The organism is Nocardioides sp. CF8 (assembly GCF_000389985.1).
GTDB classification, from domain to species: Bacteria; Actinomycetota; Actinomycetes; order Propionibacteriales; family Nocardioidaceae; genus Nocardioides; species Nocardioides allogilvus.
The window spans coordinates 3001404-3025646 of record NZ_CM001852.1 but is presented as its reverse complement, the minus strand read 5'-3'; the positions used below and the strand labels follow the sequence as shown (position 1 = coordinate 3025646).

Here is a 24243-nt window from a genome sequence, read left to right as displayed (position 1 = left end):
TCCCGAGCCGCTGCTGTGGCTGCTGGCCCTCGCGCTCGGGCTGGCCGCGAGCACCCTGCTGTTCTTCGCCTTCTTCAAGGTGCTCGCGCGGCCCAACGTCCCCAACGGGTCCCTGTGGTCGGGTGCGCTGCTCGGGGCGATCGCCTTCGAGCTGCTCAAGCAGCTCTCGACGTTCCTGCTCCAGGCGACCAAGGAGCAGCCGGCCGTGCAGGCGTTCGGGATCGCGCTCGTCCTCGTCGTGTGGATCAACTACTTCTCGCGGGTCGTGATGTACGCCGCCGCGTGGGCGCACACGTCAGCGGACGCCCGCGCTGCGCGGGCCTCGGTGCAGGCCGCCGACGGTGTCGTCCAGGGCCCGCCCATCGACCTCCCTGCGGCCGCGCGCGTGGCCGCACAGCCTGCTCCTGCCGCAGGGCTGGCCAAGGGCTCCTTTGCCGCAGGCGCGGGCGTGATGCTCGCGCTGGTCGCCGTACTCCGACGAAAGAAGCACTGACATGCAGATGCAGCGCAAGCACGGCCTGTTCCTCCTCGGCCTCGCCGCGTGGAACTTCCTCACCTGGGGCATGTTCACCAAGAACCTGTACGCCGCCCACGCCGCCGGCGAGGACCGCCCGGCCGGCTACTGGATCGCCCACACCGTGCTGATCGTGGTCAACCTGGTCCTCGGGGGCGTGTTCGCCGCCTGGGGTGCGAAGGTGCTGCGCTCGCGCGACTGAGCGGGCAGGACAACGAAACAGCGGTATCCACCAGCCACCAGGTGGCTGTGGGATACCGCTGTCTCGACGTTGGAGCTCAGAAACCGTGCTTGAGCGCGGTGCGGAGGTCCTTGTTGAGCTGCGAGATCACGTCGAGCGGGATCTCCTTGGGGCAGGCGGCGGTGCACTCGCCGATGTTGGTGCAGCCACCGAAGCCCTCGTGGTCGTGCTGGGCGACCATGTTGACGACGCGCGAGTCGCGCTCGGGCTGGCCCTGCGGGAGCTCGCCGAGGTGGGTGATCTTGGCACCCATGAACAGCGAGGCGGAACCGTTGGGGCAGGCCGCGACGCAGGCGCCGCAACCGATGCAGGTGGCCACGCTGAAGGCGCGCATGGCGTCGTCGCGGGGGACCGGCACGGAGTGGGCCTCGGGAGCCGAACCCGTGTTGACCGAGATGTAGCCACCCTGCTGGATGATCCGGTCGAACGAGCTGCGGTCGACGACGAGGTCCTTGATCACCGGGAAGGCGGTGGCACGCCACGGCTCGATGGTGATGGTCTCGCCGTCGGTGAACGAGCGCATGTGCAGCTGGCAGGTGGTGGTGACCTCGGGACCGTGCGCGTCACCGTTGATCATCAGGCCACACATGCCGCAGATGCCCTCGCGACAGTCGGAGTCGAACGCGATCGGGTCCTCGCCCTTGGCGTTGAGGTCCTCGTTGAGCACGTCGAGCATCTCCAGGAACGACATGTCCGGGGACACGTCGGTGACCTGGTAGGTGTGCATCGCGCCGGCCGAGACGGCATCGGGCTGACGCCAGATCTTGAGCGTCAGGCTCATGTTGCTGTTGCTGCTCACTTGTAGCTCCGCTGCTTCATCTCGATGGCTGTGTAGGTGAGTTCTTCCTTGTGCAGGACTGGCGGCTCACCGTCACCGGCGAACTCCCACGCTGCGACGTACGCGAAGAGGTCGTCGTGGCGCAGGGCCTCGCCGTCCTCGGTCTGCGACTCGCCACGGAAGTGGCCACCGCAGGACTCGCGGCGGTTAAGGGCGTCGATGCACATCAGCTCGCCGAGCTCGATGAAGTCGGCGACCCGGCCGGCCTTCTCGAGCGACTGGTTGAGCGACTCGTTGGTGCCGAGCACCTTGACGTTGCGCCAGAAGTCGTCCTTGAGCGTGCGGATGAGGTCGATGGCCTTCTTCAGGCCGTCCTCGGTCCGCTCCATGCCGCAGTACTCCCACATGATGTTGCCGAGCTCGCGGTGGTAGGAGTCGACGCTGCGGGTGCCGTTGACGTTGAGGAAGTGGTTGATCCGCTCCTCGACCGACGTGCGGGCCTCGACGACGGCCGGGTGCGACTCGTCGACCTTCTCGAACGGGCCGTCCGCGAGGTAGTCGCGGATGGTGTGCGGCAGCACGAAGTAGCCGTCGGCCAGGCCCTGCATCAGCGCCGAGGCACCGAGGCGGTTGGCGCCGTGGTCGGAGAAGTTGGCCTCACCGGTCACGAACAGGCCCGGGATGGTCGACATCAGGTCGTAGTCGACCCACACGCCACCCATGACGTAGTGCACGGCGGGGTAGATGCGCATCGGCACCTCGTAGGGGTTCTCACCCGTGATCCGCTCGTACATGTCGAGGAGGTTGTCGTACTTCTCCTCGATGCCGTCCTTGCCGAGGCGCTCGATGGCGGCTGCGAAGTCGAGGTAGACACCGCGGGCGACGCCGTCGACCTTCGGGCCGACACCGCGGCCCTCGTCGCAGACGTACTTGGCCGCACGCGACGCGATGTCGCGGGGGACCAGGTTGCCGAAGGAGGGGTAGATCCGCTCGAGGTAGTAGTCGCGGTCCTCCTCGGGGATGTCGCGCGGGTCCTTCTCGCAGTCGGCCGCGTTCTTCGGCACCCAGATCCGGCCGTCGTTGCGAAGCGACTCGCTCATCAGCGTCAGCTTGGACTGGTGCGAGCCCGAGACCGGGATGCAGGTCGGGTGGATCTGCGTGTAGCAGGGGTTGGCGAAGTAGGCGCCCTTGCGGTGCGCACGCCACGCGGCGGTGACGTTGCAGCCCATCGCGTTGGTCGAGAGGTAGAAGACGTTGCCGTAGCCACCGCTGGCGAGCACGACGACGTCGGCCAGGTGGGTCTCGATCGCGCCGGTGACCATGTCGCGCGCGATGATGCCGCGGGCCTTGTCGTCGACGACGATCAGCTCGAGCATCTCGTGCCGGGTGAAGGTCTCGACGGTGCCGGCGGCGACCTGGCGCTCGAGCGCCTGGTAGGCGCCGATCAGCAGCTGCTGGCCGGTCTGGCCACGGGCGTAGAACGTCCGCGACACCTGGACGCCGCCGAACGAGCGGTTGTCCAGCAGTCCGCCGTACTCCCGGGCGAACGGGACGCCCTGGGCGACGCACTGGTCGATGATGTTGGTGCTGACCTCGGCCAGGCGGTAGACGTTCGACTCGCGCGAGCGGTAGTCGCCACCCTTGACGGTGTCGTAGAAGAGGCGGTGGATGGAGTCGCCGTCCTCCTTGTAGTTCTTCGCCGCGTTGATGCCGCCCTGGGCGGCGATCGAGTGGGCGCGACGCGGCGAGTCCTGGTAGCAGAAGGACTTCACGTTGTAGCCGGCCTCGCCGAGCGTGGCCGCCGCGGAGGCACCGGCCAGGCCGGTGCCGACGATGATGATGTTGAGCTTGCGGCGGTTGGACGGGTTGACCAGGCGGGCCTCGAACTTGCGGTCCTGCCAGCGGTCCGCGATCGGGCCCGTCGGTGCCTTGGCGTCGACGATCGGCTCACCGGGGCTGTAGTAGCCCGCGGCGTCGTCGGTCATCTCGGCCGGGGTGTCCTGGGAGGGATCGGCCGTCGTGGTGGTGTCCGGCATTTCGTAGTTCATTGAGATCCCTTACTTCGAGATGACGCCGGCGAGGACGAAGATCGGCACCAGCGAGAAGCCGACCGAGATGATCAGCGCAGTCACGAACGCGATCTTCTTCCAGGTGGCGCGGGCCTTGGCGTTGCCCGTCAGGCCGAGCGTCTGCGCGGCACTCCAGACACCGTGGTGCAGGTGCGCGCCGAGCGCGGCCATCGCGACGAGGTAGATCACCGTCAGCCACCACGTGTCGAACGTGTCGACCAGGAGGTTGTAGGGGTCGTTGGTCGGGCCGCCGGAGACGTTGACCTTCCCGATGGTGAAGTTGAGGAGGTGCCAGATGATGAACAGCAGCAGCGTGACGCCGCCCCAGCGCATCAGCCGGCTCGCGAACGTCGCCCCGGTGTGCTTCTTCACGGCGTACGGCGTGGTGCGCGCGCGCTGGGCACGACGCCACAGCGCGACGGCTGCATACACGTGCACGATGAGTGCACCGAGCAGCGTCACTCGGATGATCCAGAGCAACCCCTCGTGGGGCAGCATTGGCTCACCGAAGGTGCGCAGGTGGTGGGCGTACTCGTTGAAGGCATCATGGCCGGCGAAGGCCTTGAGATTTCCGTACATGTGCATCAGCACGAAGCCGATGAAGATGAGGCCGGAAATCGCCATCAGGAGCTTGAGCGCGATGGTCGAGCGCGATGCACGCGCCCCTTTGACCAGAGACGTGGTTGACACGAGCAGCACCGTACCGCGCTCGGGACCGTGCAAAAGGCGCGGGCCGTGTGACATATGTCCGGTTACCGGCCGGTCCGTGTGGCGCGCCCCCTTCCCCTGACGTGTGACAGCCGTCATAGTCGGAGCCGTTGTCCACCACGGAGGAGTAGCAGCTGTGGCATCCACCGGTACCGGAGTGACAGGACCCACGCGGGCCAGCATTGAGGCGCGCACCCTGCGAACGGATCGGTGGTGGGTCGCGCCGCTGCTGACGTTCGTGGTGTTCTCGGCCTTCGTCGTCTACGCGACGATCCGCGCCTTCATGGGTCGCGACTACTACTCCTCGCCCTACCTCTCGCCGTTCTACTCGCCCTGCCTGGGCGACTGCGTCGAGGGCGCCTCGGACTTCGGGCAGCCGTTCAAGGGCTTCCCGTTCTCCGCGGCGCTGATCATCTTGATCTTCCCGCTGGGCTTCCGGATGACCTGCTACTACTACCGCAAGGCCTACTACCGCGCCTTCTGGCTCTCGCCGCCCGCGTGCGCCGTCGCGGAGCCGCACCAGGCCTACTCCGGTGAGTCGCGCTTCCCGCTGATCCTGCAGAACCTGCACCGCTGGTTCTGGTACGCCGCTGTGCTGGTCGCCCTGATCTTGAGCTTCGACGTCGTGCTGGCGTTCCGCAATGCCGAGCACGAGTGGGGCCACATGGGGCTGGGCACGCTCCTGATGTTGATCAACGTCGTCCTCATCTGGCTCTACACGCTCTCGTGCCACTCGTGCCGGCACACCGTGGGTGGACGGCTCCGGCACTTCTCCAAGCACCCGGTGCGCTACAAGCTGTGGACCTGGGTCTCGAAGCTGAACGTCCACCACGCGAAGTACGCGTGGTACTCCCTGTTCTCCGTCGCCCTGGTCGACCTCTACATCTGGTTGCTGGCGATGGGCACCTTCGACGACCCGAGGTTCTTCTGACATGGCTGAGACGACCCGACACCCCATGACCGGCAACGAGATGTCCGGGTCCGCCGAGGGCGGCATGGAGCGGCACACCTACGACGTCGTCGTGATCGGAGCCGGCGGGGCGGGGCTGCGTGCGGCCATCGCCGCCCACGACTCGGGCGCGCGCACCGCGATCGTGTGCAAGTCGCTCCTCGGCAAGGCCCACACGGTGATGGCCGAGGGCGGCATCGCCGCGGCGATGGGCAACCGCTGGCCGGAGGACAACTGGGAGGTCCACTTCCGCGACACCATGCGCGGCGGGAAGATGCTCAACAACTGGCGGATGGCGCAGTTGCACGCCCAGGAGGCGCCCGAGCGGGTCCAGGAGCTCGAGGACTGGGGCGCGCTGTTCGACCGCACCGACGACGGGCTGATCTCCCAGCGCGACTTCGGCGGGCACAAGTACGCCCGTCTCGCCCACGTCGGCGACCGGACCGGCCTGGAGATGATCCGCACGCTGCAGCAGCGGGCGGTGGCGCTCGGCATCGACGTGTTCATGGAGTGCACGGTCACCGACCTGTTCAAGGACGGCGACAAGGTCGCAGGCGCCTTCGCCTACTGGCGCGAGTCCGGCCGCTTCATCGTCTTCGACGCCCCCAGCGTCATCCTCGCCACCGGCGGGATCGGCAAGTCGTTCAAGGTCACCTCCAACTCCTGGGAGTACACCGGCGACGGCCACGCGCTGGCGATGCGGGCCGGCGCGAGCCTGATCAACATGGAGTTCGTCCAGTTCCACCCGACGGGCATGGTCTGGCCGCCCTCGGTGAAGGGGCTGCTGGTCACGGAGTCGGTGCGCGGCGACGGCGGCATCCTGAAGAACTCCGAGGGCGAGCGCTTCATGTTCGACTACATCCCGGAGTTCTTCAAAGCGGAGACGGCCGACACGGTCGAGGAGGCCGACCGCTGGTACGACGACAAGAAGAACAACCGCCGGCCCCCTGAGCTGCTGCCGCGCGACGAGGTGGCGCGGGCCATCAACTCCGAGATCAAGGCCGGGCGCGGCACGCCCCACGGCGGCATCTACCTCGACATCGCCTCGCGCCGTACACCCGAGTTCATCCGCAAGCGGCTGCCGTCGATGTACCACCAGTTCAAGGAGCTGGCCGACGTCGACATCACCGCGGAGCCGATGGAGATCGGGCCCACCTGCCACTACGTCATGGGCGGCGTCGAGGTCGACGCCGACACCCAGGAGAGCGCGGTGACGGGCCTGTACGCCGTGGGCGAGTGCTCGGGCGGCATGCACGGCTCCAACCGGCTCGGCGGCAACTCGCTCGGCGACCTGCTGGTCTTCGGCAAGCGGGCGGGCGAGGCCGCGACGGCCTACGCCGACTCGCTGGGCGAGCAGCGGCCCCGGGTCGACGAGGCAGACGTCAAGGCGGCGCAGGCCAGCGCGCTGGCGCCGTTCGAGGTCGAGGGCGGGGAGAACCCGTACACGATCCAGTCGGACCTGCAGCAGTCGATGAACGACCTGGTCGGCATCATCCGCACCGCCACCGAGCTCGAGGAGTCGCTGAGCGAGATCGAGGCCTTCAAGGAGCGGGCGCGGACGATGGTCGTCGAGGGGCACCGGCAGTACAACCCGGGCTGGCACCTCGCGCTCGACCTGCGCAACATGCTGATCGTCAGCGAGTGCATCGCGAAGGCGGCGCTCGCGCGCGAGGAGTCCCGCGGCGGTCACACCCGCGACGACTTCCCCGGCCCGAATCCCGAGTGGGGGACCAAGAACCTCGTGGTCAACCTCAACAGCACCGGCGACGGGGTCGACCTGCACGAGAAGCCGTTGCCCGAGATGCCCGACGAGCTGAAGGGGTACTTCGCATGACCAACTACCTGCTCAAGCTGCGGATCTGGCGTGGGGACAAGGACGGCGGCGAGATCAAGGACTATCCCGTCGAGGTCTCCGAGGGCGAGGTCGTGCTCGACGCGATCCACCGCGTCCAGGGCACGCAGGCCGGCGACCTCGCGGTGCGCTGGAACTGCAAGGCCGGGAAGTGCGGCTCCTGCAGCGCGGAGGTCAACGGCAAGCCGCGGCTGATGTGCATGTGCCGGCTCTCGGACTTCGAGGAGGACGAGGTCATCACGGTCACCCCGATGCGCAGCTTCCCGGTGATTCGCGACCTGGTCACCGACGTGTCCTACAACTACGAGAAGGCCAAGGAGCTGCCGGCGTTCGCACCGCCGCCGCGCGACGCCGACGGCAAGCGCCGGATGGCGCAGATCGACGTCGAGCGCGGGCAGGAGTTCCGCAAGTGCATCGAGTGCTTCCTGTGCCAGAACACCTGCCACGTCGTGCGCGACCACGAGGACAACAAGCCGGCCTTCGCCGGGCCGCGGTTCTTCCTGCGCTATGCCGAGCTCGACATGCACCCGCTCGACACCCACGACCGGCGTGAGCTCGCCCAGGGCGCCGCGGGGTTGTCGATGTGCAACATCACCAAGTGCTGCACCGAGGTCTGCCCGGAGGGCATCAAGATCACCGACAACGCGATCATCCCCATGAAGGAGCGCGTCGCCGACCGCAAGTACGACCCGCTCGTGTGGCTCGGCAACAAGATCGGGCTGCGGAGCAAGGACTACGAGGGGCGCACCGACGCCTGAGCGACGAGCTCGCGCGTGCCGAGCAGCGGCGCGTGGTGCTCGGCGACGAGCTCGGCGCAGGCGTCGGCCCACGACCGCGTGCTCAGCTCGCGACCGCGCGCCCCCATGAGCGCGCGGTGCCGATCACCCGCCACGGCCTCGACGGCGCGACGCAGCCCCGTCGGGGAGGCCGGGTCGTAGAGCAGGCCCGTCTCCAGCGTGCGCACGACGCCCGGTGCTCCGCCCGCCCGCGGGGCGACGACGGGGAGCCCGGTCGCGGCGGCCTCGCGCAGGGCGTGGCAGCACGACTCCTCCTCACCGGTGTGGACGAGCAGGTCGAGCGAGGCGAGGGCCGCGGCGAGGTCGCCGGTCGTCAGCGCACCGGTGAACTTCGCGTGGGGCAGGTGGCGCTCGAGCCAGACCCGTTGCGGGCCGTCGCCGATCACGACGAGGCGGACGCCCGCGAGACCTGCGAGCTCCGCGAGGCGGCGTACGCCGTGACGCTTGTGGAGACTGCCTGCGTAGCCGACCACGACCTGGCGGCCCTCGCGGGAGCGGGCACGCGACCACTTGTCGTGCAGCCACTGGTCGCGCAGGTCGGGGTTGAAGGCGCGGGTGTCGACGCCCGGCTCCCAGACCGGGGCGTCCACGTCGAGCTCGCGCAGCCGATCGGCGAGGAACGCGGAGGTCGCGACGACGCGGTCCGCCCGGGGAGCCAGCAACGGCACCGAGTGCTGCACGACGAGGGTGGGTACGGCGAGGCGACGCGCGTGCTTCAGGGCCTTGCGGCCGATCGTGGCCGGCGAGGTGACGTGCACCAGGTCGGGCTGGAACCGCTCGAGCGCCTCGCGCACCTGGCGACCCGGCTTGTCGAGCGGCCGGATCCGGGCGACCTGGCTGCGACGGTAGGTGCCCAGGCCCGGCCCGGGCGCGACGATCAGCACCTCGTGTCCCGCGTCGATGAGGTGGTCGGCGACCTGCTTGAGCGTGGTCGTCGTGCCGTCGACGGCGGGATAGAACTTCTCGGTGACCAGGGCGATCCGGCGCGTCTCCATGGCGGCAGGGTCCCGCCGTCAGGCGAACCCGCCGCACCAACCGGGTGGAGACTGGATGAACATCGCGCCCGTGATCGCCAGTCTGGGTGATGACGCGAGTGATCGCGGCGGGGATGCTGAGTGGTGGTTCTCGGGTCTCAACCCGCCCTGACGGAGGAACCCCCATGCGCAACCTGATCCGCCTCGCCTTCGCGGGGCTCGCCGCAGCCTCCCTCGTGGGAGTCGCAGCCCTGTCCGCCGCCCAGCCCGCCGGCAACGTCCCCGCGCACCACCACTACGTCAACGTCGGCGGCACGCTCGTGGAGGTGGGGCCGAACGTCTGCGACAGGCCGTCGCTGCAGCACGCGTTCAACCAGTTCCACGCCAACGTGCACGTCGGGAAACCCGGCACGTTCGCGATGGACCACGACCACAACCGGACGGACATCACCGCGGTCCGCCCCTGCTGAGCTCCCTGTGAGAGGTATGCCATAGGTCCACCCGCAGCGCGGTCGGGTGCGTCGGGCCTATCCTGCCCACCATGACCGACGTCCCCGCCAATGCCGAGGGTGGCCTCAACGAGCCCGAGGAGCTGGAGCCCGCTCAGGGTTCGCTCCGACTGGCCACGCCCGCCGACGACCACGACGCGGCAGCCTGGGAGGCGGCCACGGCCGCCGTCCTGCGCAAGAGTCGCAAGCTGTCCGACGACGACCCGGACTCGGCGGTGTGGGCGAAGCTCACGCGGACCACGCTCGACGGCATCGAGGTCGCGCCCATCGGCTCGGCTGCCGATCTCGAGGGCCTCACGACCTCCGGTCGCCCCACCCGCGCGAGCGACTGGGACATCCGAGCCCACATCAGCGGCCCCGACGCGGCGCTGGCCAACGAGGCCATGCTGGTCGACCTCGACAACGGCGCCACGTCGCTGTGGGTCGAGCTCGGTGCCGGTCTCGGCGTCGACGACCTGCCCCGCGCCCTGCAGGGGGTGCTGCTCGACCTCGCCCCGGTGATCCTGTCCGGCTCCTCGCTCGCCGCCGCGCAGGCGCTGGTCGCGCTCGCCGACGACACCGGTGTCGACCTGCACCCCGGCACCAACCTCGGCGCCGACCCGCTCGCTGACGACCTGGTCGAGATCGCGACCCTCGCTCGCGAGCACGGCGTGCTCGGCGTCGTCGCCTCCGGCCTGGCCGTGCACGAGCAGGGCGCCAGTGACGCCCAGGAGCTCGGCGTCGCCATCGCGGCCGCCGTCACCGCGCTGCGTGCCCTGACCGATGCCGGCTTCAGCGCCGACGAGGCCGCGGCCGTCATCGAGTTCCGCCTCGCCGTCACCGACGAGCAGTTCCCCTCGATCGCCAAGCTGCGCGCCGCGCGCCGGCTCTGGGCGCGGGTCCTCGAGCTCAGCGACGTCGCCGATCCCACGATGCGCCAGCACGCCGTCACCTCCCGCCCGCAGATGAGCAAGTACGACCCCTGGGTCAACATGCTCCGCGGCACGGTCGCTGCGTTCGCCGCCGGAGCCGGTGGCGCCGAGGCCGTCACGGTGATCCCCTTCGACGAGCCGCTCGGCCTCCCCGACGCGCTCGGTCGCCGGATCGCCCGCAACACCTCCTCGCTGCTGATCTCCGAGTCGCACGTCGCCCGGGTCGCCGACCCCGCCGGTGGCTCCTACGCCGTCGAGAAGTTGACCGACGACCTGGCCGCCGCCGGCTGGGCCGAGCTCCAGAAGATCGAGGCCGCCGGGGGACTGGCCGCCGACGACGGGCTCGTCGCCCGCATCGCCGAGGTGGCTGCCGTGCGCGACGAGCAGGTCGCACAGCGCAAGCGTCCGCTGACCGGCGTGAGCGAGTTCCCCAACCTCGGCGAGACGCTGCCGGAACGCCCGGCATCCCCCGTCGGGGAGGGCGTGCGCCGCTACGGCCACGCCTTCGAGGCGCTGCGCGACGAGCCCGCCGCCGCGCCGGTGTTCCTCGCGACCATGGGCACCGTCGCCGCGCACACCGCTCGCGCGACGTTCGCCACCAACCTGTTCGCCGCCGGTGGGGTCGCCGTCGAGGCGGCCGGGCCGACCGACGGGGTCGAGTCGGCGCTGGCGGCGTACAAGTCGAGCGGCGTCGCCTCCGGTGTTGTCTGTCTGGCCGGTCCGGATGCGGCGTACGCCGACTGGGGCACCGCCCTCGTCACGGCGCTGCGCGACGCGGGCGCCCAGCACGTGATCATCGCGGGCAAGCAGATCGATGGTGTGGACGACAGTTGTGCGATGGGCGTGGACGCGTTGGCGTTCCTCGCTCGGACGCGAGAGGCGCTGGCATGAGCATTCCGAATAACTTCGCCGAGGTTCCCTTGGTTTCGACACGGTCGCAGAGCGACCTGCTCAACCAGCGGGACGGGGGCGAGCCGTGGGCATCGCCCGAGGGCATCGACATCCTCCCGACCTACGGCCCCGAGCACCTCGAGGGCCTCGACGCCCTCGACACGTGGCCCGGTCTCGCGCCGTTCCTGCGCGGGCCCTACCCGACGATGTACACCACGCAGCCGTGGACGATCCGGCAGTACGCCGGGTTCTCGACCGCCGAGGAGTCCAACGCGTTCTACCGGCGCAACCTCGCGGCCGGCCAGAAGGGCCTGAGCGTCGCCTTCGACCTCGCGACCCACCGCGGCTACGACTCCGACCACCCGCGGGTGCGTGGCGACGTCGGCATGGCCGGTGTCGCGATCGACTCGATCTACGACACCCGCACCCTCTTCGACGGCATCCCGCTCGACGAGATGTCGGTGTCGATGACCATGAACGGCGCCGTGCTGCCGGTGCTCGCGCTCTACATCGCGGCCGCCGAGGAGCAGGGGGTGAAGCCGGAGCAGCTCGCGGGGACGATCCAGAACGACATCCTCAAGGAGTTCATGGTCCGCAACACCTACATCTACCCGCCCGCGCCGAGCATGCGGATCATCAGCGACATCTTCGCCTTCACCTCGCAGAAGATGCCGCGCTTCAACTCGATCTCGATCTCCGGCTACCACATCCAGGAGGCCGGAGCCACGGCCGACCTGGAGCTCGCCTACACGCTGGCCGACGGTGTGGAGTACATCCGCGCCGGCCTGGGCACCGGCATGACGATCGACCAGTTCGCGCCGCGCCTGAGCTTCTTCTGGGCGATCGGCATGAACTTCTACATGGAGATCGCGAAGATGCGTGCGGCTCGCGCGCTGTGGGCGCGACTGGTCAGCGACTTCGACCCGAAGAACCCCAAGTCGCTGTCGCTGCGCACCCACTCGCAGACCTCCGGCTGGTCGCTGACCGCGCAGGACGTCTTCAACAACGTCGGGCGCACCTGCATCGAGGCGATGGCCGCGACCCAGGGCCACACCCAGTCGCTGCACACCAACGCCCTCGACGAGGCGATCGCGCTGCCGACCGACTTCTCGGCCCGGATCGCGCGCAACACCCAGCTGCTTCTGCAGCAGGAGTCGCGGACCACGGAGATCATCGACCCGTGGGCCGGCTCCTACTACGTCGAGCGGCTCACCCACGACCTCGCCGAGCGTGCGTGGGCGCACATCCTCGAGGCCGAGCGCGCCGGCGGCATGGCCAAGGCCATCGAGCAGGGCATCCCCAAGATGCGCATCGAGGAGGCGGCGGCCCGCACCCAGGCCCGCATCGACGCCGGCTCGCAGAAGGTCATCGGCGTCAACACCTACCGCCTGCCCGTCGAGGACAAGCTCGACGTGCTGCGCGTCGACAACGACGACGTCTACCGCCAGCAGATCGCGAAGCTGGAGCGGCTGCGCGCCGAGCGCAACGACGACGACGTACGCCGCACGCTGGACGCCCTCACCAGGTCGGCCGAGGCCGGCGCGGTCGGAGGCGGCTCGCTCGAGGGCAACCTGCTCGCGCTCGCGGTCGACGCGGCCCGCGCGAAGGCGACCGTCGGTGAGATCTCCGACGCGCTCGAGAAGGTCTACGGCCGCCACCAGGCCGTGATCCGTACGATCAGCGGCGTGTACCGCGACGAAGCCAACCTGTCGACCGACGGCGCCGCCGGCGGCAAGGTCGCCCAGGTGCTGGCTGCCACCGACGAGTTCGAGGCCGAGGAGGGGCGCCGCCCACGCATCCTCGTTGCCAAGATGGGCCAGGACGGCCACGACCGCGGTCAGAAGGTCGTCGTCACCGCCTTCGCCGACCTCGGCTTCGACGTCGACGTGGGCCCGCTGTTCTCCACGCCCGAGGAGGTCGCCCAGCAGGCGATCGACGCCGACGTGCACATCGTCGGGGTCTCCTCGCTGGCGGCCGGCCACCTCACGCTGCTGCCTGCCCTCAAGCAGGCACTGGCCGACCAGGGCCGCGAGGACATCATGGTGGTCATCGGCGGCGTCATCCCGCCGGACGACGTGCAGACGCTGAAGGACATGGGTGCCGCTGCGGTGTTCCTGCCGGGCACGGTGATCGCCGACTCGGCGCTCGACCTGCTGGCGCGACTTCGTGACGCCTGACGTCCCCAGCCTCCTCGAGGGCATCCGCGCCGGGCGCCGGGCCGCAGTCTCGCGGGCGATCACGCTCGTCGAGTCGTCCAAGCCCGCGCACCGGGTCCTGGCGCGGGAGCTGTTGTCCTCGCTCCCAGACACCGGGACCGCGATCCGGGTCGGCATCTCCGGCGTCCCGGGCGTCGGGAAGTCCACCTTCATCGAGGCCCTCGGCTCGCAGCTGACCGCTGCCGGCCATCGCGTCGGGGTGCTCGCGGTCGACCCGTCGTCGGTGCGCACCGGAGGCTCGGTGCTCGGTGACAAGACGCGGATGGCCCGCCTGTCGGTCGATCCCGCCGCCTTCATCCGGCCGTCCCCGTCCGCGGGCACGCTCGGCGGCGTCGCCCGCGCGACCACGCAGGCGATGCACGTCCTCGAGGCGGCCGGCTATGACGTCGTGCTCGTCGAGACCGTCGGCGTCGGCCAGTCCGAGGTCACCGTTGCCGGCATGGTCGACACCTTCCTCTTCCTCACGCTGGCCCGCACCGGGGACCAGCTGCAGGGCATCAAGAAGGGCATCCTCGAGATCGCCGACGTGATCACCGTCAACAAGGCTGACGGCGATCGCGAGCAGGAGGCCCGCGGCGCCGCCCGCGAGCTGGCCGGCGCGCTGCGCCTCGTGCGCGGGCACGGCGAGTGGGCGCCCCCGGTCGTGACCTGCTCGGCGCTCAACGACGTCGGCGTCGACGAGGTCTGGGCCCGCATCGAGGCCCACCGCGAGCACCTCGGAGCCGAGGGCCTGGCCCGCAAGCGCGCCGGCCAGCAGCTCGACTTCACCTGGGCGCTGGTGCGTGACGAGCTCGAGCAGCGACTGCGGCGCTCGCCGGGCGTCGCGGCGGTCCGCGACGCCGTACGCGCCGAGGTGCTGGCAGGCGAGCTGACCGCGCCGATGGCCGCCGACAAGATCCTCGCTGCCTACGACTCAACTACGCTGGACTGATCATGTCCGACACCACCGCAGGCGACTCGCCGACCACGCTGATCGCTGCTGTCGTCGAGAAGTACGCCGACCAGCTCATCGACTTCCGCCGCGACCTGCACGCCCACCCCGAGCTGGCGTGGACTGAGTCACGCACGACGCAGAAGGTCATCGAGGCGCTCGCCGACACCGACTGGCAGCTCCACCCGATCCCGGGCGGCGGCCTGATCGGCGAGCTCGGGACCGGCGAGCGGCTGGTCGCGCTGCGTGCCGACCTCGACGCGCTGCCGGTCGAGGACCTCGTCAAGGACCCCTGGGTCAGCACGGTCCCCGGCGTCGCGCACGCGTGCGGCCACGACGTGCACACCGCCGGCCTGGTGGGTGCCGCGCTGGCGCTCGACCAGGTGCAGGCCAGCGGGCTGCTGCACGGTCGCGTGCGGCTGCTCTTCCAGCCGGCCGAGGAGATCATGCCCGGGGGAGCGCTGCACCTCATCCAGGCCGGCGCCCTCGACGACGTGCACCAGGTCTTCGGGCTGCACTGCGACCCCAGCCTCGACGTCGGCCGGCTGGGCCTGCGCGAGGGGCCGTTGACCGGCGCCGCGGACTCGCTGTTCGTGCGCCTCGGCGGCAAGGGCGGGCACACCAGCCGCCCCCACCTCACCGAGGACCTCACCTTCGCCCTCGGCAAGCTGATCACCGAGCTGCCCGCGATCCTGAGCCGCCGTCTCGACCCGCGCGCCGGCGTCAGTCTCGTGTGGGGCATGGTCCAGGCCGGCGCTGCTGCCAACGTGATCCCCGGCCGGGGCACCCTCGCCGGCACCGTGCGGATGCTCGACGCGGTCGCCTGGGCCGACGCCGAGCACATCGTGCGCACCCTCGTCGGACAGATCGTGGCGCCGTACGGCGTGTCCGCGGAGGTCACCTACCAGCGCGGGGTGCCGCCGGTGGTCAACGACGCCGACGCGACGGCGGTCCTGGCCGGCGCGGTCGAGCGAGTGCTCGGCGACCACGGACATGTCTCCACCACGCAGAGCCTGGGCGGCGAGGACTTCGGGTGGTACCTCGACCGGATCCCCGGCTCGATGGCCCGGCTCGGAACCCGCACGCCCGGCGGCCCGACGTACGACCTCCACCAGGGCAACCTGCGCATCGACGAGCGCGCGACCGGCATCGGCGCGCGGGTGCTCGCCGAGGTCGCGACCGCCGCGCTGACGGCCTGAGCCCGCTACTCCTTCTGGTAGGGCACCCCGTCGGCCGCCGGCGGTCGTGAGCGACCGACCAGGCCGGCGACGGCGAAGATCGTGATGACGTAGGGCAGCATCAGCATGAACTGGCTGGGGACCGGGGAACCGAGCACCGCCAGCACGCCCTGCAGGTTGGACGCGAAGCCGAACAGCAGCGCCGCCAAGGTCGCGCGGACCGGGTCCCACTTGCCGAAGATCACCGCGGCGAGCGCGATGTAGCCGGCGCCGCCGGTCATCTCGCGGTTGAACTGCGGGACCGAGACCAAGGTGTAGAACGCGCCGCCCATGCCGGCGATCGCGCCGGCGAGCAGGATGGTGCGGTAGCGGGTGCGGTTGACCTTGATGCCGACCGTGTCGGCTGCCTTGGGGTGCTCGCCGACGGCGCGCACCCGCAGTCCCCAGCGCGTGCGGTAGAGGGCGAAGGTCACCAGCGCCACCGCGATGTAGAGGAGGTAGACGACGACGGTCTGGCGGAAGAAGATCGGTCCGACCAGGGGGATCTCGCCGAGCACCGGGATCGGCACCCGCGGGAAGCGCGGCGGGGAGTTGAGGGTGGCGGCGTTGGGCGCCAGCACCTGGCTGAACAAGAAGCTGGTCAGGCCGATCACCAGGACGTTGAGGACGACGCCGACGATCACCTGGTCGACGAGGTAGGTGATGGCGAAGACGCCCAGCACCAGCGCCACCAGGGCGCCTGCGAGCATCGCCGCGACGAGCCCAGCCCAGGGCGAGCCCGTCGACGAGGCCACGATCGCCGCTGCGAACGCCCCGAGCAGGAGCTGGCCGTCGATGGCGATGTTGACGACCCCGGCACGCTCGCCGAGCACGCCGCCGAGGGCGCCGAACACGAGCGGCACGGCCAGCGCGAGCGAGCCGGCCAACAGCCCCACGACCGGCACCGAGCCGCCGGCGGCGGCCCAGGTCAGGAAGCCGGCCATCCACGCCACGGCGAAGACCACCACGACCCACCCGGGGGTGGAGCGCTTGGTGAGGTAGCGGCGCAGCGACTCGGCCGTGAGCACGGCACAGACCGCGGCGAGCACCCAGGCCGTCGGGAGCGAGGGGACCGTCAGCTGCGGGAGCTGGAAGAAGTCGCTGTCGGCCGCGAGGCGGAAGGTCGTGTCACCGGCCTCGGCCGAGGTGGCCAGGATGAGCGCCAGGCCCGCGGTGAGTACGGCGAAGATCACGAGCGTCTTGCGGCTGGCCACCTTCACGGTGCCCACGACGGGGCCGCCGGTGTGGGGCGTGGGGGAGAGAGCGGTCGTGGTGCTCACTTCGCCTCCTTGGCGGGGAGCCGGAAGATCGCGCGCACCAGGGGCGGCGCCGCGATGAACAGGACGATCAGGGACTGGACGACGAGCACGATGTCCACCGGGATGCCCTCGGAGGCCTGCATCGCGAAGCCGCCGGCCTTGAAGGCGCCGAAGAGCAGCCCGGCGCCCAGGATGCCCAGGGGCTTGGACCGGCCGAGCAACGCGACGGTGATGGCGTCGAAGCCGATGCCGGCGTCGAGGTCGGTGGTGACGCCGCTGGTGACGGTGCCGAGCACCTGGTTGGCGCCGGCGAGGCCGACGAGGGCTCCCGCGATCAGCATCACCACGGTGTAGGTGCGGCCCACGTTGATGCCGGCGGCGCGGGCGGCGTCGGGGTTCTCCCCGACCGCACGGATGCGGTAGCCGAGCGTCGACCGGTTGAGCAGCCACCACACGAGGGCGACGGCGACCAGGGCGAGGGCGAAGCCGAGGTGCAGGTTGAACCGGTCGCCGAGGATCTTCGGCAGGATCGCCGAGTCGTGGGCCGGTGCGGACTTGGGGTTGGCCGAGCCCGGGGCCTGCAGGAGCCCCTGGCGCGAGAGCGCGAAGAAGACGAGGTAGTAGCCGACGTAGTTGAGCATGATCGTCACGATCACCTCGTGCGCGCCGGTTCGGGCCTTCAGCAGGCCCGCCAGTCCGGCCCACAGGGCGCCGGCCAGCATGCCCGCGAAGATGGCGAGCGGCAGGTGCACGACCATCGGCAGGTCGAACGTGAAGGACACCCAACCGGCGGCAGCACCGGCCAGCAACATCTGGCCGCGACCGCCGATGTTGAACAGGGACGCGCGGAACGCCAGGCCGACCCCGAGCCCGGCCGCGATCAGCGGCCCGGCGAACTTCAGGGTCTCGGTGAGCGGGCGGATCTGCGTGGCGAAGTCGTCGACCCGGTCGTTGTAGACCGCACCACGGAACAGCGCGGTGTAGGCCCCCCAGATCGCGTCCCAGCTCGCCTGGAAGAAGTCGCCCGGGCGGGCGAAGACGTAGGACGCCGACGCCCGCACCTCCTCGTCGGTGATGGCGATCATCAGCGAGCCGACGACGACGGCCAGGAACACCGCGAGCACGCCGGCCAGCGCGTTGCCGGAGGCGATCTCGCGGAGCACTGACTGTGAACGGCTGGGGCCCTCGGGCGGGGTGGCCCTCGGCTTCACTTCGGTGCCGCTCACGCGACCACGTCCTTCGGGCGCTCGCCGGTCATCATCAGTCCGAGTGTCTCGCGTGGGGTGTCGCCGGGCACGATGCCCACCACCTGCCCGCGGTAGAGCACCATGATCCGGTCGGCCAGGGCCACGACCTCGTCGAGCTCGGTCGACACGACCAGCACCGGGATCCCGCTGTCGCGGGTGGCGATGACCTGCTTGTGGATGAACTCGATGGAGCCGACGTCGACCCCGCGCGTCGGCTGGGCGGCCACCAGCAGGCGCAGGTCGCGCGAGAGCTCGCGGGCGACGACGACCTTCTGCTGGTTGCCACCGGAGAGCTTGCCGGCGTGGGTGTGGATGTCGGGGGCACGGACGTCGTAGTCCTGGAGCTTCTGCTCGGCGAACGTCTCGAGGGCGTCTCGTCGCAGCGCACCGCGCCGGACGAACGGCGAGCGGAAGCTGCGGTTGAGCATGAGGTTCTCGGCGATGGAGAAGCTACCGACCAGCCCGTCGGTCTGGCGGTCCTCCGGGATGAACCCGACGCCGGCGTCGAGCACCTTGCGCACCGAGCGGCCGACCAGCTCCTTGCCGTCCAGCGTGATCGAGCCCTCGACGTGGTCCTGGAGGCCGAGCAGGGCCTCGGTCAGCTGGGTCTGGCCGTTGCCCTGGACGCCGGCGACGGCGAGCACCTCGCCCGCCTTGATCGTGAAGCTGATGCCGTCGAGGTGGACCTGTCCGAGGGCGTCGACCACGCGGAGGTCACGGACCACCAGCGCGTCGTCGCCGAGCTGGGGTGCGTCCTTGTGGACCGTCAGCTCGACAGGCCGCCCGACCATGAGGGCCGCGAGCTCGGCGTTGGTGGCGGTGGGTTCTGCCTCGCCGACGACCGCGCCGCGGCGGATGACGGTGATGCGGTCGGCAACCGCACGCACCTCACGCAGCTTGTGGGTGATGAAGACGATGGCCTTCCCGGCCTCCTTGAGCTGGCGCATGATGTCCATCAGCTCGTCGGTCTCCTGCGGCGTGAGCACCGCGGTCGGCTCGTCGAAGACCAGCACCTCCGCGTCTCGCGACAGGGCCTTGATGATCTCGACGCGCTGTTGTACGCCGACCGGCAGGTCCTCCACGATCGCGTCGGGGTCGACGTGGAACCCGAAGCGGCTGGAGATCTCGCGGACCCGCTCGCGGGCGGCGTCGAGGTCGAGGGTGCCGGCGAAGCCGGTGGCCTCGTTGCCGAGCATGACGTTCTCCGTGACGGTGAACACCGGGATCAGCATGAAGTGCTGGTGGACCATGCCGATGCCGGCCGCCATGGCGTCGCCGGGACCGGAGAAGTGCTGCACGACGTCGTCGAGCACGATCTCGCCCTCGTCGGCCCGGTAGAGGCCGTACAGCACGTTCATCAGGGTGGACTTCCCGGCGCCGTTCTCACCCAGCAGGCAGTGCACCTCGCCGGGCAACACCTCGAGCGAGATCCGGTCGTTGGCGACCAGCGACCCGAATCGCTTGGTGATGTCTCGAAGAACAAGCTTCATGGCAACGCATCCTATTCACGACGTGCCGAGGGGGAGACCGACGCGAGCGTCGGCCTCCCCCCGGGGACGGGATCGTCTACGTGACTCAGGGAGCCAGGTAGGAGGTGACCTCGATGGAGCCGTCGATGATGCCGGCCTTGACCTCTTCGAGGTCGGCGGCCAGGGACTCGGACACCTTGCTCTCGAAGTTGTGGAACGGCGCGAGGCCGACACCGTCGTTCTCGAGCGTGCCGACGTAGGACTCGAAGTCGAGGTCGCCCTCGCCCGCCTCCAGGACGGCTTCGTAGGTCGAGACCTTCATGTTCTTCAGGATCGAGGTGAGGATGACGTCCTGGGTGTTCGGGTCGGTCTCGTAGACGTCGGCGTCGACGCCGATCATCGCGACGTCCTTGCCGGAGTCGGCGATCGCGGTGAGCGCACCCTGGTAGATCGGGCCACCGACCGGCAGGATCACGTCGGCGTCCTGCTCGATGATGCGGCGAGCCGTGCTGGTCGCCGCCTCGTTGGCCTCGAAGCCACCGGTGAAGGAGCCGGTCTTGCCGTCCCAACCGACGACCTTGACCTTCTTGTCGTTCTCCTGGGCGTAGTAGTCAGCGCCCTGCCTGAAGCCGTCCATGAAGATCGTGACGGTCGGGAACTCCATGCCGCCGTAGGTCCCGATCACGCCGGTCTTGGTGTAGTCGGCAGCGGCGTAGCCGGCCAGGAACGCGGCCTCGGCCGTGTTGTAGAGGAGCGGCTTGACGTTCTCGGCGTCCTTGGTGCCGTCGAAGTCGTTGTCCGCGGCGTCGTCGATGAGGACGTACTCGATCTCCGGGTTGGCCGTGGCCGACTCGACCGTGGCGGCCGACAGGGCGAAGCCGACCGTGACGATCGTGTCGCAGCCCTCGGCGACGAGGCTCTCCAGGTTGGGGCCGTAGTCGTTCTCGCTGTTGGACTCGACTGGCTTCAGGTCGGTGCCCAGCTCCTCGGCGGCCTGCGTGGCGCCCTCGAAGCCCAGCTGGTTGAACGACTTGTCGTCGAAGCCACCCGCGTCGGAGACGATGCAGGGCAGGAAGTCGCTCGCGGTGGCCTCGCCGCCGGTGCCGTTGTCCTCCTCGGGAGCGTCGCCACAAGCGGCCAGGGTTGCGGACGCCAGCAGCGCCACGATGCCGCCGACGACGACCTTCTTCGTCTTCCTCACAGATGCCTCCAAAATCAGTCGGCCCCCGGAGTGGGACCGCTTGTCGGTGTGAATGATGCCTGCAAGTCGTCCGGCGTGGGAAGGCAATGAGTGAATCCGAAGCCGGTTCGAGACCTCCTCGCCGCAAGATGCGTCATAGTGAGGCCGATGGACTGGAACGAGCTCCGTGCCGAGGCGACGACCGCGATGCGGCGCGCCTATGCGCCCTACTCCCACTTCCCCGTCGGCGCGGCCGCCCTGGTCGACGACGGCCGGCTCGTCGTCGGCTGCAACGTGGAGAACGCGGCGTACGGCGCCACGCTCTGCGCGGAGTGCGGGCTGGTCTCCGAGCTGCACGTCACCGGCGGCGGCCGCCTGACCCACTTCGTGTGCGTCAACGGCGCTGCCGAGGTGATCATGCCGTGCGGCCGGTGCCGCCAGCTGCTGTGGGAGCACGGCGGGGCGGACCTGCTCATCGAGACGCCCCTGGGCGTCCGCACGATGGCCGAGGTGCTGCCCCAGGCCTTCGGACCCGACGACCTCGACCTCGACCTGGAGGACCGCACGTGACCCACGACGCCGTTGAGGTGATCAGCGCCAAGCGCGATCGCCGCGAGCTGAGCGACAGCCAGATCGACTGGGTGATCGACGCCTACACCCGTGGCGACGTCGCCGACGAGCAGATGTCCGCGCTGGCCATGGCGATCCTGCTCAACGGCATGGTGCCGCGCGAGATCGCGCGCTGGACGGCCGCGATGATCGCCTCGGGCGAGCGGATGGACTTCTCCACCCTGTCCCGGCCGACCGCCGACAAGCACTCCACCGGCGGGGTCGGCGACAAGATCACCCTGCCGCTGGCGCCGCTCGTGGCGGCGTGCGGAGTCGCCGTACCCCAGCTGTCGGGGCGCGGCCTCGGCCACACCGGCGGCACCCTCGACAAGCTGGAGTCGATCCCGGGCTGGCGCGCGGCGCTGTCCAACGAGGAGATGTTCGCCCAGCTCGAGTCGGTCGGCGCCGTCATCTGCGCGGCCGGTGACGGGCTCGCTCCCGCCGACAAGAAGCTCTATGCGCTGCGCGACGTGACCGGCACGGTCGAGGCCATCCCGCTGATCGCCAGCTCGATCATGTCCAAGAAGATCGCCGAGGGCACAGGGGCGCTGGTGCTCGACGTCAAGGTCGGCACCGGCGCCTTCATGAAGGACGAGGCGCTGGCGCGCGAGCTGGCCGAGACGATGGTCGGGCTCGGCAAGGACGCCGGCGTGCACACCGTCGCCCTGCTGACCGACATGAGCACGCCGCTCGGTCTGACCGCCGGCAACGCGATCGAGGTCGCCGAGTCGGTCGAGGTGCTGGCCGGCGGCGGCCCGGCCGACGTGGTCGAGCTGACGCTGGCGCTGGCCCGCGAGATGCTCGCCGGTGCCGGTGTGACCGGCGTCGACCCGGCCGACAAGCTGGCCGACGGTTCGGCGATGGACGCCTGGAAGAGGATGATCCGCGCCCAGGGCGGCGACCCCGACGCGACACTGCCCGTCGCGAAGGAGTCGCACGTCGTCAACGCGCCCGCAAGCGGCACCCTCACCCGCCTCGACGCGATGGCCGTCGGCCTCGCAGCCTGGCGGCTGGGCGCCGGCCGCGCCCGCAAGGAGGACCCGGTGCAGGACGGCGCCGGCGTCGTGTGGCACGCCCGCCCCGGCGACACCGTGACGCAGGGGCAGGCGCTGTTCACGCTGCTCACCGACGAGCCCGAACGCTTCGACCGGGCGCTCGCCTCGCTCGAGGGCGGCTACGACATCGGGGACGGTGCCTTCACGCCCCAGCCCCTGGTCATCGACCGGATCGGTTGATCGACCTGCGCACGATCTTCCCGCCGCGACGGTGCTGTTCCTGATCGCCTCGATCAGTGCCCTCGGGATCATCGGCGACGGCGGGCGCCCCGATCATGTGTACGCCGCCGTGCTGGCCGTCCTCGTGATCGGGACCGTGCTCGCGCGGCTCCGGTCGCGCGCGATGGTCATGGCGTTGGGCGCCACGGCCGTGGCCCAGGCCCTCGTCGCCCTCGGCGCGCTGGCCGCCGTAGAGTTGAACATGTTCAAAAATTTGAATAGGCTTCGGGCATGAAGATCGTCATCCCCGGGGGAACGGGACAGGTCGGAGGAATCCTGCGGCGGGCACTCGCCGCCTCCGGACACGAGGTGGTCGTGCTGAGCCGACACGTCACACCACTCGAGCCCGTGATCCGGCACGTGCTCTGGGACGGCCGCACCGTCGGGGAGTGGGCCCACGAGGTGGACGGCGCCGACGCGGTGATCAACCTCGCGGGCCGCACGGTCAGCTGCCGCTACACCAAGGAGCACCTCGCCGAGATGATGGACTCGCGCGTCCACTCGACCCTTGCCGTGGGTCGTGCGGTCGAGCGCGCCGAGCGGCCACCGACGGTGTGGCTGCAGGCGAGCACGGCCACGATCTACAGCCACCGCTTCGACGCAGCCAACGACGAGCACGACGGCGTCATCGGCGGCGAGGAGCCCGACGTCCCGGCCTACTGGGCGTTCAGCACCGAGATCGCGCGGCGTTGGGAGGCCGCCCAGCAGGAGGCGGACACCCCGGCCACCAGGAAGGTCGCGCTCCGGTCGGCGATGGTGATGAGTCCCGACCGGGGTGGGGTGTTCGACGTGCTCCGGGTGCTGGCGCGAGTGGGCCTGGGCGGACCGGTCGACGGGGGACAGCAGTTCGTCTCCTGGATCCACGACAGCGACTTCGTCCGCGCCGTCGAGCTGCTGCTGGAGCGCGACGACCTCAGCGGGGCGGTCAACCTCGCTTCGCCCCATCCGCTGCCGCAGCGCGAGCTGATGCGCGTGCTGCGGCGAGCGGTCGGTCGCCGGTTCGGGTTGCCGGCGACCAGGTCGATGGCCGAGGTCGGTGCCTTCGTGCTGCGCAGCGACACGGAGCTGCTGCTCAAGAGTCGTCGTGTCGTCCCGGCCCGGCTGGTGGAGGCGGGGTTCGCCTTCGACTTCCCGACGTGGCCGGAGGCCGCCCGCGATCTCGCCGGACGCGCGGCCGGCGCACGCTAGGCGAGGAGCAGGACGACGAGCTCGGCGACGCAGGCGGGCTTGTCGACGCCCTCGATCTCGACGGTGTGCCGGATCGCCAGCTGCTTGCCGGTCGCGAGGTCGGTGACGTCGCCGAAGGAGACGTGCGAGCGGAGCCGCGAGCCGACCGGGACGGGGTGCGGGAAGCGCACCTTGTTCAGCCCGTAGTTGAGGCGCGCACCCGGGGTCTCGAGCGCGAAGGACTCGGTGTTGAAGTGCGGCAGCAGGCTCACCGTCAAGAAGCCGTGGGCGATGGTCGCACCGAACGGTCCCGTCTTCGCCCGCTCCTCGTCGACGTGGATCCACTGGTGGTCGCCGGTGGCGTCGGCGAAGAGGTTGATCCGCTCCTGGTCGACGACCAGCCAGTCGGTGGTGCCGATCTCGGTGTTGGCCGACGCGGCGACCTCTTCCAGGGTGGTGAATGTGCGCATGGCTGGAAGGA

23 protein-coding genes are annotated in these 24243 nt (G+C 70.1%); 14 read left to right on the top strand and 9 right to left on the bottom strand.

Translation table 11 applies throughout. The features are described 5' to 3' along the window. On the top strand, nucleotides 1-493 hold a 493-nt coding region (locus tag CF8_RS23225), incomplete at its 5' end, for a YhjD/YihY/BrkB family envelope integrity protein (protein WP_036491134.1). A gap of 1 nt (nucleotide 494) precedes the next feature. Next, the gene (locus CF8_RS14800) at nucleotides 495-716 is read left to right on the top strand and encodes an SCO4848 family membrane protein (protein ID WP_036491132.1); all 222 of its coding nucleotides are present in this window, start codon (nucleotides 495-497) and stop codon (nucleotides 714-716) included. A 76-nt stretch (nucleotides 717-792) separates the two neighbouring features. On the opposite strand, the gene CF8_RS14795 is transcribed toward CF8_RS14800, so the two are convergent. From CF8_RS14795 to CF8_RS14785, 3 genes are all read right to left on the bottom strand, one after another. Then, the gene (locus CF8_RS14795) at nucleotides 793-1536 is read right to left on the bottom strand and encodes a succinate dehydrogenase/fumarate reductase iron-sulfur subunit (RefSeq protein ID WP_036493272.1); all 744 of its coding nucleotides are present in this window, start codon (nucleotides 1534-1536) and stop codon (nucleotides 793-795) included. A 14-nt stretch (nucleotides 1537-1550) separates the two neighbouring features. Then, a complete protein-coding gene (locus CF8_RS14790) occupies nucleotides 1551-3518 on the bottom strand; it encodes a fumarate reductase/succinate dehydrogenase flavoprotein subunit (protein WP_198017042.1) in 1968 nt (655 codons plus the stop codon). 72 nt (nucleotides 3519-3590) lie between these two features. Beyond that, nucleotides 3591-4292, bottom strand: coding sequence for a succinate dehydrogenase cytochrome b subunit (locus tag CF8_RS14785; protein ID WP_036493269.1), 702 nt, complete (start codon nucleotides 4290-4292; stop codon nucleotides 3591-3593). 154 nt (nucleotides 4293-4446) lie between these two features. Between CF8_RS14785 and CF8_RS14780 the strand changes: the two genes are divergently transcribed. Genes CF8_RS14780 through CF8_RS14770 form a run of 3 tightly spaced genes read left to right on the top strand, consistent with a single transcriptional unit; the run spans nucleotide 4447 to nucleotide 7869 of the window. After that, complete coding sequence (locus CF8_RS14780) at nucleotides 4447-5241, top strand: hypothetical protein (protein WP_036491126.1); 795 nt, start codon at nucleotides 4447-4449, stop codon at nucleotides 5239-5241. Between the two features lies 1 nt (nucleotide 5242). Then, nucleotides 5243-7093, top strand: coding sequence for a fumarate reductase/succinate dehydrogenase flavoprotein subunit (locus tag CF8_RS14775; protein WP_232211521.1), 1851 nt, complete (start codon nucleotides 5243-5245; stop codon nucleotides 7091-7093). After that, on the top strand, nucleotides 7090-7869 hold the full coding sequence (locus CF8_RS14770) for a succinate dehydrogenase/fumarate reductase iron-sulfur subunit (protein WP_010833910.1): 780 nt from the start codon (nucleotides 7090-7092) through the stop codon (nucleotides 7867-7869). Before CF8_RS14775 ends, CF8_RS14770 begins: the two co-directional genes overlap by 4 nt. Here CF8_RS14770 and CF8_RS14765 read toward each other — a convergent pair. Next, on the bottom strand, nucleotides 7845-8903 hold the full coding sequence (locus tag CF8_RS14765; protein WP_010833909.1) for a glycosyltransferase: 1059 nt from the start codon (nucleotides 8901-8903) through the stop codon (nucleotides 7845-7847). The two genes, CF8_RS14770 and CF8_RS14765, sit on opposite strands and share 25 nt — an antisense overlap. A 164-nt stretch (nucleotides 8904-9067) precedes the next feature. Here CF8_RS14765 and CF8_RS14760 point away from each other — a divergent pair, with 164 nt between their 5' ends. From CF8_RS14760 to CF8_RS14740, 5 genes are all read left to right on the top strand, one after another. Further along, on the top strand, nucleotides 9068-9352 hold the full coding sequence (locus tag CF8_RS14760; RefSeq protein WP_010833908.1) for a hypothetical protein: 285 nt from the start codon (nucleotides 9068-9070) through the stop codon (nucleotides 9350-9352). Between the two features lie 71 nt (nucleotides 9353-9423). After that, on the top strand, nucleotides 9424-11193 hold the full coding sequence (locus tag CF8_RS14755; protein ID WP_010833907.1) for a methylmalonyl-CoA mutase family protein: 1770 nt from the start codon (nucleotides 9424-9426) through the stop codon (nucleotides 11191-11193). Further along, nucleotides 11190-13370, top strand: a complete 2181-nt coding sequence (scpA, locus tag CF8_RS14750; RefSeq protein ID WP_036491123.1) for a methylmalonyl-CoA mutase — start codon at nucleotides 11190-11192, stop codon at nucleotides 13368-13370. Before CF8_RS14755 ends, scpA begins: the two co-directional genes overlap by 4 nt. Then, nucleotides 13360-14340, top strand: coding sequence for a methylmalonyl Co-A mutase-associated GTPase MeaB (gene meaB / locus CF8_RS14745; RefSeq protein WP_010833905.1), 981 nt, complete (start codon nucleotides 13360-13362; stop codon nucleotides 14338-14340). The genes scpA and meaB overlap by 11 nt, the downstream gene beginning before the upstream one ends. A 2-nt stretch (nucleotides 14341-14342) precedes the next feature. Beyond that, nucleotides 14343-15539, top strand: a complete 1197-nt coding sequence (locus tag CF8_RS14740) for an amidohydrolase (protein WP_010833904.1) — start codon at nucleotides 14343-14345, stop codon at nucleotides 15537-15539. A 5-nt stretch (nucleotides 15540-15544) separates the two neighbouring features. Here CF8_RS14740 and CF8_RS14735 read toward each other — a convergent pair whose 3' ends face one another. The 4 genes from CF8_RS14735 to CF8_RS14720 form a co-directional block, all read right to left on the bottom strand. Beyond that, nucleotides 15545-16837 carry an ABC transporter permease gene (locus CF8_RS14735; protein ID WP_010833903.1) on the bottom strand — a complete coding sequence of 431 codons (1293 nt, stop codon included), beginning with the start codon at nucleotides 16835-16837 and terminating at the stop codon, nucleotides 15545-15547. After that, entirely contained in the window at nucleotides 16834-18042 is a 1209-nt protein-coding gene (locus CF8_RS14730) for an ABC transporter permease (RefSeq protein WP_232211520.1), read from the bottom strand. Before CF8_RS14730 ends, CF8_RS14735 begins: the two co-directional genes overlap by 4 nt. Continuing rightward, the gene (locus tag CF8_RS14725) at nucleotides 18039-19553 is read right to left on the bottom strand and encodes an ABC transporter ATP-binding protein (RefSeq protein WP_010833901.1); all 1515 of its coding nucleotides are present in this window, start codon (nucleotides 19551-19553) and stop codon (nucleotides 18039-18041) included. The genes CF8_RS14730 and CF8_RS14725 overlap by 4 nt, the downstream gene beginning before the upstream one ends. Before the next feature lie 85 nt (nucleotides 19554-19638). Beyond that, the gene (locus CF8_RS14720) at nucleotides 19639-20733 is read right to left on the bottom strand and encodes a BMP family lipoprotein (protein WP_010833900.1); all 1095 of its coding nucleotides are present in this window, start codon (nucleotides 20731-20733) and stop codon (nucleotides 19639-19641) included. A 147-nt stretch (nucleotides 20734-20880) separates the two neighbouring features. Between CF8_RS14720 and CF8_RS14715 the strand changes: the two genes are divergently transcribed. The 4 genes from CF8_RS14715 to CF8_RS14700 are packed head-to-tail and all read left to right on the top strand — an operon-like array spanning nucleotide 20881 to nucleotide 23783. After that, entirely contained in the window at nucleotides 20881-21282 is a 402-nt protein-coding gene (locus CF8_RS14715) for a cytidine deaminase (protein WP_010833899.1), read from the top strand. Beyond that, nucleotides 21279-22556: a thymidine phosphorylase gene (locus CF8_RS14710; protein ID WP_010833898.1), complete on the top strand. Its 1278-nt coding sequence runs from the start codon at nucleotides 21279-21281 to the stop codon at nucleotides 22554-22556. The genes CF8_RS14715 and CF8_RS14710 overlap by 4 nt, the downstream gene beginning before the upstream one ends. A gap of 31 nt (nucleotides 22557-22587) precedes the next feature. Beyond that, entirely contained in the window at nucleotides 22588-22830 is a 243-nt protein-coding gene (locus CF8_RS14705; RefSeq protein ID WP_010833897.1) for a hypothetical protein, read from the top strand. Further along, the gene (locus CF8_RS14700) at nucleotides 22827-23783 is read left to right on the top strand and encodes a TIGR01777 family oxidoreductase (RefSeq protein ID WP_010833896.1); all 957 of its coding nucleotides are present in this window, start codon (nucleotides 22827-22829) and stop codon (nucleotides 23781-23783) included. Before CF8_RS14705 ends, CF8_RS14700 begins: the two co-directional genes overlap by 4 nt. On the opposite strand, the gene CF8_RS14695 is transcribed toward CF8_RS14700, so the two are convergent. Beyond that, nucleotides 23780-24232: a MaoC family dehydratase gene (locus CF8_RS14695; RefSeq protein ID WP_010833895.1), complete on the bottom strand. Its 453-nt coding sequence runs from the start codon at nucleotides 24230-24232 to the stop codon at nucleotides 23780-23782. The two genes, CF8_RS14700 and CF8_RS14695, sit on opposite strands and share 4 nt — an antisense overlap. Nucleotides 24233-24243: the final 11 nt, after the last annotated feature.